The 9,524-nt window shown below is 45.8% G+C and carries 10 protein-coding genes; 4 read left to right on the top strand and 6 right to left on the bottom strand.

Annotated elements, in window-relative coordinates:
- Positions 1-195 precede the first annotated feature (195 nt).
- On the top strand, positions 196-1,410 hold the full coding sequence (locus OXG10_07135) for an ABC transporter permease (protein ID MCY3827132.1): 1,215 nt from the start codon (positions 196-198) through the stop codon (positions 1,408-1,410).
- A complete protein-coding gene (locus tag OXG10_07130; GenBank protein ID MCY3827131.1) occupies positions 1,403-2,572 on the top strand; it encodes a glycosyltransferase in 1,170 nt (389 codons plus the stop codon). The genes OXG10_07135 and OXG10_07130 overlap by 8 nt, the downstream gene beginning before the upstream one ends.
- Here OXG10_07130 and OXG10_07125 read toward each other — a convergent pair.
- The 6 genes from OXG10_07125 to OXG10_07100 form a co-directional block, all read right to left on the bottom strand.
- On the bottom strand, positions 2,526-3,449 hold the full coding sequence (locus OXG10_07125) for a hypothetical protein (GenBank protein MCY3827130.1): 924 nt from the start codon (positions 3,447-3,449) through the stop codon (positions 2,526-2,528). The genes OXG10_07130 and OXG10_07125 overlap by 47 nt on opposite strands.
- A 13-nt stretch (positions 3,450-3,462) precedes the next feature.
- Complete coding sequence (locus tag OXG10_07120) at positions 3,463-4,083, bottom strand: hypothetical protein (GenBank protein MCY3827129.1); 621 nt, start codon at positions 4,081-4,083, stop codon at positions 3,463-3,465.
- A gap of 199 nt (positions 4,084-4,282) precedes the next feature.
- A complete protein-coding gene (locus tag OXG10_07115; protein MCY3827128.1) occupies positions 4,283-5,593 on the bottom strand; it encodes an oligosaccharide flippase family protein in 1,311 nt (436 codons plus the stop codon).
- A gap of 27 nt (positions 5,594-5,620) precedes the next feature.
- Entirely contained in the window at positions 5,621-6,199 is a 579-nt protein-coding gene (locus tag OXG10_07110) for a hypothetical protein (protein ID MCY3827127.1), read from the bottom strand.
- Positions 6,200-6,551: 352 nt separating this feature from the next.
- On the bottom strand, positions 6,552-7,001 hold the full coding sequence (locus OXG10_07105; GenBank protein ID MCY3827126.1) for a hypothetical protein: 450 nt from the start codon (positions 6,999-7,001) through the stop codon (positions 6,552-6,554).
- Positions 7,002-7,225: 224 nt separating this feature from the next.
- Positions 7,226-8,341 carry an AAA family ATPase gene (locus OXG10_07100; GenBank protein MCY3827125.1) on the bottom strand — a complete coding sequence of 372 codons (1,116 nt, stop codon included), beginning with the start codon at positions 8,339-8,341 and terminating at the stop codon, positions 7,226-7,228.
- 237 nt (positions 8,342-8,578) lie between these two features.
- Between OXG10_07100 and OXG10_07095 the strand changes: the two genes are divergently transcribed.
- Together OXG10_07095 and OXG10_07090 are read left to right on the top strand one after the other, a co-directional pair.
- Entirely contained in the window at positions 8,579-8,731 is a 153-nt protein-coding gene (locus OXG10_07095) for a hypothetical protein (GenBank protein MCY3827124.1), read from the top strand.
- Positions 8,732-8,981: 250 nt separating this feature from the next.
- The gene (locus tag OXG10_07090; GenBank protein MCY3827123.1) at positions 8,982-9,425 is read left to right on the top strand and encodes a hypothetical protein; all 444 of its coding nucleotides are present in this window, start codon (positions 8,982-8,984) and stop codon (positions 9,423-9,425) included.
- Positions 9,426-9,524 lie beyond the last annotated feature (99 nt).

Here is a 9,524-nt window from a genome sequence, read left to right as displayed (position 1 = left end):
GCCGTAAAGACTTAATAGACAAAGTGCATTTTGACATTCGCCAGTATTATCATATCGCTTGGGAAAAAACAATCTTAAAGATTTACAAAGAAATCTGGAAGACCGTATTTTGGCAAGAATTGGAAGCGGCCCTGTAAAAAGCAGCTAGCAGAACAAGGAAATTGACTCCGTCAGAAACAAAATGAAACCTCTCAAATGAATCCCCTCCTCTCAATCGATATCTCCTACAGGGCCATAAGGAGCAACAAGGTGAGATCGTTTCTTACCACCCTGGGAATAATCATAGGTGTCGCGGCGGTAATTTCTCTTGTATCGATAACCGGCGGCGCAAAGAAAATGATAGAGGGACAGCTTGCATCCCTCGGAGCTAACTCCCTGGCAGTAAAAAGCGGAAAAATTACAAAAAGCGGAAAAACCCTCCTCGCGGGAAACGTAAAGCCGCTTACAAAAGAAGATGTGGAAGCGATAAGAAATCTTGAATCGGTCAAATACGCCTCCGCGATAGCCAACACGACCGCCAACGTCGTCTCGGGAAACAGAAACGTTTTTACCGCAGTAATAGGAACAGGGAAAGACTTCATATTCATAAACGACTGGTTTCCAGAAAGAGGAACGTTCTTCAATGAAATCGACGTACGTGGAGCAGCCCTTGTCTGCGTGCTGGGAAAAACCGTGAGGGAAAACCTGTTCGGAAGCCAGAACCCTATAGGGAAAAACGTGAGAATTGGCAAATACACCTACAGGGTTATCGGAGTGATGTCCCCGATCGGTCCCACTCCCGGCGGAAAAGACCAGGACGATATCGTTCTGCTTCCCTACACCTCCGTTCAGAAGAGGCTTGTCGGTACCAGATCGCTTGACAGAATCACGATCTTCGTAGACCCCGTCTACGACCTGGCTCTCGCCCAGGGGGAAGTGGAAAAAGTTCTGCGCAGACAGCATGGGATCAAGAATGAAATGGAAGATGATTTTTCAGTAAGAACCCAACAGACGCAGATAAAGACCATAAAGAACGTCTCGAGGATCCTTACCGTGCTTCTTGGAAGCATAGCATCGATATCACTTGTTGTGGGAGGAATCGGGATAATGAACATAATGCTCGTCTCGGTGGGAGAGAGGACTAGGGAGATAGGAATCAGGCTCGCCGTGGGTGCCAAGGAGAAAAACATACTGGTCCAGTTTCTCATTGAATCAGTACTTCTTTCACTTGTAGGCGGTGCGATAGGAACAGCGGCCGGAATACTGATCTCCAAGGTGGCTTCGACGATAACCGGCTGGCCTACCCAGATATCCGTGCTGTCCATAATCGTGGCTTTTCTGTTCTCAGCCCTAGTAGGAATAGTCTTCGGAATATACCCTGCGAAAAAAGCAGCGGCGCTCAATCCAATAGAAGCTCTGAGATATGAGTGAGAAATTTAACATCCGCCCGAAAAAAATTCTTTTTGTCTCTCCTAACCTTGCGGCCGGAGGAGCCCAGAGACAGCTAATTAATATCGCTAACGGCTTCCACCGGAGAGGATATGAAGTCTCGGTCTTTTTGTTCTATGACAAGGGGAATCTGAGAGATTCTCTCGATAAAAGCATAAAAATACTCTCCCCATCCTCCATGAAGATTCTGGAAAGATTGAAGCTTCTTTGGATCATTTGCGGGACACTCAGACTCTTTGGAGCCGTAATGACCGAAAAACCGGATGTGCTCTACAGCAGGCAGTGGCCCAAGATACCAGTCGCCATAATAGGGAAAATTCTGAAAGTTAAAACGGTCTCGGTTGAAGGGAACAACCTTGAACACACGCTCCTTCTAAGAAAAAGACCGCTTCTGTTTCGGATCAGGCGACTGTGCGCACAGCTTTCGGACAAGGTGGTTGCTAATTCCAGCAGCCTAGCCTGCGAAGTAAAAGAGGTCTTCAGTTTAGATTCCGACGTGGCGGTAATTTACAACGGAATCGATATAGAGAATATAAGAGAAAAATCAAAAGAGGAGCAAAATCACAAATGGCTTGGAGCTGAGGCGCCCCTCATACTCGCAATGGGGTACTTAAAGGACGAGCAGAAGGGTTTTCCTTATCTCCTTGAGGCCCTCGAAATCGTAAACCGCGTAAAATCCGCACGACTGATAATTATCGGAAATGGCAAAAAGGAAAAGCTGGAAGAACTCTCAGAGAGACTTTCAATAAGAGACAAAACGGATTTTTTCAGCACGGTCCCTAACCCATTTCCCTACGTGGCGAAAGCCGACATTTTCGCATGTTCCTCCTTATACGAAGGACTCTCAAACGTTATCCTCGAGGCCTTGGCCTTGGGAAAGCCTGTAATATCCACGGACCACAAACACGGTGCAAACGAAATCATCGAGAACGGGAAAAACGGAATTCTCGTTCCCATAAGGAATCCGCAAAAAATGGCGGAGGCAATCCTAAAAATACTGGAAGACGCAGAACTGAGGCGACACTTGGAAGAAGAAGCGAAGAAAAGATCGGAGAACTTCTCGAGAGAGAAGATGATCTCCGGATATGAAAAACTTTTCAGCGAGATGTGGCGCGCCATTCCCGAAAAAGACCCGGCCGCCTGACCACAAGATCATCCCACGTCACCCAGAAGACAAATGCGGCAAGCCACTGCGGAAAAGGGGTTCCTATAATAATCCCGAAGCCCAACAGCATAAAAAACAGACCCGGAACTATAACTGCCCTCAGATGCCTGTTAACCAGGGCCAAAGGAGCGCAGGACTCAAGCAATACGGTCACGCCAGCCAGAGAAGAAGATAGCCAGACCTTGCTCCCAAGCCAAAAAGGCAGCCATCCTATGAGCGGGGCGACTCTGTCTCCCGCAAGTCCCTTGTTTATGAACAAAGTCGACATGTACTCAGAAGTAATCCATTCCAAATTGGGATTTCTTAACTTCGAGATCCCGGCCGCGCAGAAAACCAACGTGATCATTACCCAGATCAATCTCACCGGCCATCGATACGCTGGGCTTGATCTTTTAACACTCCGCCCGAATGGCCACCACCCGTACCTCCGCTTAAACACTGCGTCAAGCGAGAAACCGTCTCCACAACGGGAAAGACACAAAACGCAGAATATTACAAGCATCAATGATTCCATGTGATGCGTTTTGGCAAAACTGTTTTCCATCCCGAGCAGATAAAAGCCCACCAAGAAAGAGCAAACAGTGCTTGGACGCGTAAGAAATCCGAGGGCACTTAACAAAAGACTTGCGAGCCAGAGAATCCCCAGAAATCCGAGAATATCGGCGGAGAGGACCGGGATACGGAAAAAGTCGAAGATAAATATCGGATGCCAGAGAACATCGGGGACCTTGGCCCACTGGGAAAAATCTCTTTCAAGGTAAAGACACAGGATGATTCCGTAGAAAAGAAACCTGCATATTCCAAGATTCCGGGGGTCTGCATCCTTAAAGAAAAAGCCGGAAAAAACAGAACTCAATTTTTGAGAATTCCTACTCATCTTCAGACAACCCGTACTCAGAGGAATAAACCAGCTTGCTCTCGGGGAAAACTTCTTGTGGAGATACATCGGTCCAATCCCACCTGGTTAAGTAAAGATTCATGGAAACAATGGGTGGACCGCCGTGAAGCTTTTTCTTGCGGTTATCTTCATATTGCGCAAGCAGGTAGTCAAACAGTATGCGAAGCTCTTTTTCCTTGTCTGCGACAGCAGCATTTTTTTTATAAGGAAGCAAAAGTCTCACGTTTTTTTTGAGGAAAGCATTATCCACAGGAAGAAAGCTCAAGAGCTTGAAAGCAGATTCAAGCTCTTTTTCCTGTTTCTGGACAAGAGATTCCCGGTTCAGAATCTTGGTTATGCCCTTCTCCAACCTGACCTTGTCAAGAGGCAGGAAAGCTTTTTTGCTGTCCAGCGTTACCTCTTTTCCCTCCCTTGTTAGCCCATGGAACTCAAAACTCGAAGCAACGGTTACGGGATTAGCCTTGCTGAACATCGAGTAATTCGAAAACGGCCAGATATCGGGGAGGGGAAAAACGACGTATAATCCCTGAATGGTTATCAGGGTTATTACAAATACCTCCACGCACCTGCTTCTCATGGTGTTTTTATTCATAAACTCTGCCAGCGGAAAATTCGGTTGCCGCCAGTTCTCTTAGAAGGAAATGTGCTCTGAACGTAAAAACCAACTTAAAATTCGGTAGAAACGCTTTTAAGATAAAAAGCTAACCGGATGTTGAGGGCTTTTCGTTTTATCTCCAGATTAAAAAACGTCCGATTAATCATTACAAACAATTTCTCGATGGACAAGACAGTCACCTCAAATACACATGTTTAAGCCTCTGCGCCAAATAAATGGCCGCTAGGAAATGAACAAACTCCACAACAAGGTAAGTGATACCAGCGCCCATGTATGAATATCTTGGAACTAGCACAAGCAATAAAGCAACATATCCCAATATTTTAAACATACTGACTGCCGTTCTCAGTCCAGGTCTTCCAACGGCCAGAAGCAACGGAGTTAACCAGAATGTGGTTCCCGTAAAGAGAACCCCTATTGTCAGTACCCTCATGGTATTGGAAGCGGGTACATACTGGTCACCGAAAATGAGACCAATGAACTGTTCCGTAAACAGAAGTATTGCGATAAGAACCGGGACTATGAATTTGAGCAGACTCCTAACGGAAAACTTTACGATTCCAACTAGCCTGTCATATAAATTCAACGTTGAAAGACTTACAAGCTTCGGGAAAATTGCCTCATATAAGGGATCCGTAATCCTCCCAATCACTTTGATGACGGCTCTTGCAACTTTGTATAAGCCCGCAGCTTCCGTGGTGAAAAAATATCCCAGCACCAAAACGGCGATTTTCCCCTCATTGGCTATCGTCAATGTCGCGTTAAAGCTCGTGTTGACCAGAAACCACGTTATCTCTCTCATCCTGTGCGAAAGAAGACCTATTCTCGATGAAAACCAACTGCCAAGCCCCTTATCCCTAAGCATCCTGCTGACCACTATCTGAGTCAGTAGAAACTCAAAGAACGAAACGGCCACATAGGCGAAAAGTACGCCCCTGATTCCATAACCGAGATACAAGGCTATCAATACGGAACTCAGCTTAAAAACCGCCTTTGATGACTTAACGAAAACAATCGTTTTGAACTTGTCAAACACCCTGAAAAGTGCTTCGGACGTGGCATTAGCGGTAGCAATCACCAAGCTGAAAGAAAAAATCAGGACCAGTTCAAACCCGTCAGGAGATTTTATGAATACATCATTAGCCACCCCGGCAAGCAAAACGCAGACCGCAAAAGCTAAAAGACCAGTTGCAACGTCAACCAAGTAAGAGAATTTTATCATTGATAAAGCATTGTCTGATTCATTTTTCTCCGTAAACTCACCCACATATTTCACAACGGATTCCCAGACTCTGAAATCAAGAAGAGAACTTATGATTTTCACGTAAGCGACAACCAAGGTCAGCAGACCGAAGAGTTCAAGCCCAAGAAATCTTGCCAGAATAATCATTTCCACTATATTAGCGGCGGATGGAACGGACTTTGCCACAAAAAGCCAAGACACGTTTTTCGTAAGTTCCTTTTTGTCCGCTTTTAGTTCATTCATTAGGCACTTACCATACTCTTTTTGAGGCTATTGCTGGACTGGGTTCAACGTAACAACCGTGAAACGTCCATAACTTTCAACAGTAAAATCAGGATAGCTTTGTCGAATCTGTGAATGCACCCACTTGTTGTCTTCAACGAAATACACGAACCGATCAGAAAGATAAGGAACTACACACTCCATTGTTTTCATAATGGCTTCGGAGTCATGGACTCCATCGTCAATAAAAATATCGATTTTGTCATCCCCCAGAATGTCCCCTAGGTATTCATGGTTATCTTCATACTGATCAAAGTAATGCAGTTCCGGCATATTATTTGCGAAAGCTCCTAAGCCCTTTAGCTTCTCAATATTCGCGTTGAAATATTCAAGATCAATATCGAGACCTATTATTCGTCCAGATTCGAACAGATCGCACCATATCGCAAGACCCGTTCCCTTTAAAATGCCGAGTTCTATAAGAGTAAAAGAATCAGAACTGGAAACGAAAGGGACAAGATATCTTGCGTACACTTTCCCGTAATCATGAAACAGCATGCGGTCCCCGCCCTGCATGAGTCGACGCTCCAATTTGGCTTTGGTATGCGAATCATGGTGCTCGCTCATAACTCTACGAGGCAAACCGCCTATATACCCTCCATATTTTTGCTCTTTCTCGATCAGCCATCTTAGATTTCCAGGTCGTGAAGAGTTGTTTTTGGCAAGATATATTTGCTTCCGAATGTAAACCCTGGCAAAACGAATGTTTCGCTTGATAAAACGCCACATACTCAAAATTTGATTCCTCCTATAATTTACTAGGTGAAAAATGTTGGAGCATAATATATTTCTATTCGTGCTTTCAAGTTAATGCTTTTATAGCAAGGATTTTACGTGAAAAACACTCTTACCAATGCACTATAACATATCACTAGTGTCCCAACGTTTCCTCTAACCTTTAAACTCTAGAGAGTGCCAATTACCCACTGTTTCGCAAAGAAGAAAACGAAACCAACTCTTCAATAAGTCCTCGCATCTCCAAGGGAATTTCATCAACGTGCATGGCATCAACAATTGCAGCCGGAGTGACGCTGACACCATAACTATTCTGCAAGTGCTCATTAACAGTGCTGATTGCCTCTTTGCCCGGAATAAGCTTGTAACGTTCGATCGGATCGCTCCATAACCCCTCGAATTTTTCCAAACTTTCGGCATCTATACGCGTATCATCAGCTTTAGTCCTTTCGGACCGAGCAAATGTTCGGTGGTGGGACAGAAATTGAGCTTCCACTGAACTTTTTTTATCTGCCGCAAACTTGTCTAGCACCTCCGCTGCCACGGATACATATTCGATTTCCTTTCCCGTCCGCCGCACCTGATCCGAGATCCTTTTCTTTGCCGCCCGGTCTATGGCGGATGGTATCAGCACAAAATTCTCGATCTCCTTTCGGTCAAGAATTTTTACATGTTCACAGAACTCTTCGCATTTACCCGCTATACCCGTACACTCCGCATCCGACCTGTAATCCCGGTCCAATATTGCGGCGGCAAGAATCTCGCCTCCGAGTGTAGTTTCCATACCCTTTTTAAGAGACTTGATGCGGTCGGGATTAAAACCCCCGACCGGCACGACGGCGAAATCGTGCCGATTGCTTATGCTTTTTTTCTGAGTTTCCGCGCGAATGTGCCGATAATACGGAAGTCATCGCCCTCAACGAAAATGGCCTTCCGCGTTTTCGCCAACTGCGTGAGTATGGGATTGGCGGTCGAACCCAAAGCGGTGAATACTTCGCTTAACTGGGACGGGTTTTTCAATCGACGAGCGGATTTTAAGCGCTTGTCGATAAAGACGATATCCGTGGTTTCGGCCTCAGAGATTATTTCCGTCGAGTGAGTTGCGATCAGGATATCCGGCCCTAGGTCGCGCAGCAGCAGCAACAACTGACGTTGCAGTTCTGAGTGCAGATAGATGTCGGGCTCATCAATCAGAAACAGTGATGAATCAGCCGATTGTATCAAATGCGTCAGCATCTGGCACCAGACCTGAAACCCAAAGCCCGCCCAGAACAGCTCCCGCGTAACCCGATATTCAAGGCAAAACATGTGCAGTCGCGTTGGCTGATGCGTCATATCAACTTCGGGTTTCTGAATATCCATCCCAGGCCATGTCTCGGTCAAAACCTCGCGAAATTTCTCAAATTGCTGAGGATAATGATGCCAGATGTTGCGAAAATTCCGCGCAGCCCTGTAGTTAAACAAAGCCTGACGCGCCGCCTCCATCTGATACAAAGGTTCATGATGTTCCACCGGTCCGAGAATCGGCACGAAACCGATCCTGCATTTAAATTCTCTCTTTACGCTTGATGGAGTCCTTGGAGCCCCCCCCCCCGGAGTATCAAGCGTGAGTACGCAGGAACCCGGCGACAGAAAATGAAGTGTCAGGGTATTTCCGTTTGACAGGGTGAATCTTACCTTGGCACCCTGATCGTCCTCATAATTGAAAAATATGTTCTCTTCTGCTATTGAAATGTTTGACAAATCTACCGTATAACCGAAACCCAGTTCACCACTATGCGTTGGCTTTCGCGCATTGGCCAGACGCATGGCGGAAGCCAGAATACGAAATGCCGTGAGCACGGTTGATTTGCCGCAGTTGTTAGGACCAACCAGTATGTTAAAATGCTTCAGGTCGATTTTGAAAGTCCTAAAGGCTTTAAATCGCTTGAATTCAACACGGGTAAATCTATCGAAGCTGTCTGTCTCAAACATTTAAGAATCCGTTTCGTGTCACGATGGGATACGAGGAAAAGCTAATTTATTTTCCGTGATTAGGCAAAGCCGGGTTTTCGGCGATTGGATGGTGAATTAGGCACTTTTCGCAGTTAATCCACCCGTTACATCTGATTGGTAGTCACATGAGAAAATCGGGACCGAACATTCTTCCGGTCGGCTCGTAAGCGAGAAGCACAAACGAAAAAGCCAAGCAAAAAAAGATCTGGGCTAAAAATGAAGTCAACATACAGGAAATGGCTTGAACAACACCAGCGTTACTCAAAGGCACTGGCCGCAACGCAAGTAGTTCCCAAGATTTCGCTTCGATCCTACAGGGTGAATTTTGAATTTATAAACGCTGAAGAAAAGCCGGCCCCTAAGGATTAAACCATGAAGATCAAATCCTTACGCATTGAAAACCTGCGGTCCTTTGTCGACGTAACAGTACCATTTGACAACTATACTTGTCTGGTAGGGCCCAACGGCGCGGGAAAATCAACTATTCTCTGCGCTCTTAATATATTCTTTCGCGAATCAGAAAACGCGGCTACAAATTTGATTCAGTTGAATTCGGAGGACTTTCACCAGAAGAGAACCGAAAACCCCATTCGCATCACTATCACGTTCAAGGATCTGAGTGCTGAGGCTCAGCAAGACTTCGCTGATTATTTCCGCCAAGGAAAACTGGTTGTCTCGGCTGTCGCCACATTTGACAAAGACTTCAGAAAAAGCCGAGGTGAAACAATACGGACAACGCTTCGGCATCAAGGATTTCGCCAAGTTCTTCGCTGCTCATGGAAAAGGAGAGAGAGCCTCTGGACTCAAAGAAATTTACGGTGAAATAAGGAAGAAGTATTCCGACTTGCCCACATCGGGCACTAAAGACTCCATGAAACAATTCCTGCGCGACTACGAAACGGAGCATCCGGAATTGTGCGAACTCATTCCCAGCGAAGACCAGTTTTACGGATTTTCAAAGGGCCGGGATCGTCTGGAAAAACATGTACAGTGGGTCTATATCCCCGCCGTAAAAGACCCGACGAGCGAGCAGATTGAGGCGCGCAATACAGCTTTAGGCTGAACTTCCAGTATAAGGGATGAGCTAACTTTCTGTTTTCACTGGATAAATCAATTTTTCCGTTGTTCCCCGCTGGGGACACTACTGCAATTTTACCCCCAG

It is taken from the genome of Candidatus Dadabacteria bacterium (assembly GCA_026706695.1).
In the GTDB taxonomy this organism is placed as follows: domain Bacteria; phylum Desulfobacterota_D; class UBA1144; order Nemesobacterales; family Nemesobacteraceae; genus Nemesobacter.
This window is presented reverse-complemented; position numbering and strand designations above follow the sequence as displayed.